Genomic DNA, 1,329 nt, shown 5'->3' on the forward strand with positions numbered 1-1,329 from the left:
GAGAATGTCCCACTAACTGTGTAAACCCCGTGATTCATATTACCCTAGAGGAGTTAATGAATCATGGTATCGACAATGAAAAACAAAGAACTACAGGACATGGCCGACAAGGTGGCTGGCGAATTCAAGTCAGAAGCCGATTTTGAGGCGTTCACCAAAGCACTGCGCAAACAGTTCTGGGAGTCCACTCTGGAAGGTGAATTGGATGACCATCTGGGCTACGAGAAGCACTCCGCTCGCGGCAATGGAACCGGCAATAGCCGCAACGGTAAATCCGCTAAGCGCATTCGAAGCGAACATGGCGAGCTAGACATTGAAGCACCGCGAGATCGGAACGGGTCGTTTGAACCCAAAGCCATCGCGAAACGACAGACCCGGACGCGAGGGATCGATGACAAAATCCTCTTTTTGTACGCAAAGGGTCAAAGCACACGAGACATCGCCGCCACGATCGAAGAGCTCTACGACGTAGACATATCCCCCACGCTGATTTCTCGTGTCACGGACCGGGTGATGACGTCAGTCAACGAATGGCAGCAGCGACCACTCGACCCTCTCTACCCGATCCTCTATCTCGACTGCATCGTGCTTAAAATCCGCCACAATCAGCGTGTCATTAATAAATCGGTCTATCTGGCACTGGGCGTCGACATTGAAGGCCACAAGCAATTGCTGGGCCTGTGGTTGGCTGAAACAGAAGGGGCCAAGTTCTGGCTGTCCGTGCTGACAGAGCTTAAGAACCGCGGTCTTAACGATGTTCTGATCGCTTGTGTCGACGGTCTGAAGGGTTTCCCGGAAGCCATTGCCGCTGAATACCCTGATACCAAAATCCAGCTGTGCATCGTTCACATGGTGCGCAACAGCCTCAAGCTGGTTCCCTGGAAAGACTACAAGGCCGTGACTGCCGACTTGAAACAGGTCTACCAAGCCAGCACCGAGCTTGAAGCTCAAGACAAGTTGGAGCAGTTTGCCGCTGTGTGGGACGAGAGATACCCGCAGATCAGCCGATCCTGGCACGCTAACTGGCCTAACTTGATCGCCATCTTTGATTACCCAGCCGAAATCCGCAAAGTCATTTATACGACCAATGCGATTGAGTCACTAAACAGCGTTGTTAGGAAATCGACACGCAACCGGAAGGTGTTTCCAGATGACCAATCTGCGGTGAAAGTGGTTTACTTGGCGATCCAGGAGGCATCAAAGAAATGGACTATGCCGATCAGGAACTGGAAGCCCGCGCTAAACCGGTTTACTATCGAATTTGGTGAGCGGGTAACGGCTCATCTTTGACGCGTCACGGGACGTTTACACAGTTATCAGGACACTCTC

Annotated in this window: 1 protein-coding gene; it reads left to right on the forward strand. The window is 52.0% G+C overall.

The genetic code is table 11. The features are described 5' to 3' along the window. Positions 1–75 precede the first annotated feature (75 nt). Positions 76–1,290 (forward strand): IS256 family transposase, encoded by a 1,215-nt coding sequence (locus G8770_RS23770; protein ID WP_167192540.1) that lies wholly within the window; start codon positions 76–78, stop codon positions 1,288–1,290. The last annotated feature ends 39 nt before the right edge of the window (positions 1,291–1,329 follow it).

Source organism: Pseudomaricurvus hydrocarbonicus, assembly GCF_011602365.1.
Lineage (GTDB): Bacteria > Pseudomonadota > Gammaproteobacteria > Pseudomonadales > Cellvibrionaceae > Pseudomaricurvus > Pseudomaricurvus hydrocarbonicus.

What these genes read in the sequence shown, in the direction of transcription:
- G8770_RS23770 (WP_167192540.1), top strand. Translation starts at nt 76, where the DNA reads ATGAAAAACAAAGAACTACAGGACATGGCCGACAAGGTGGCTGGCGAA.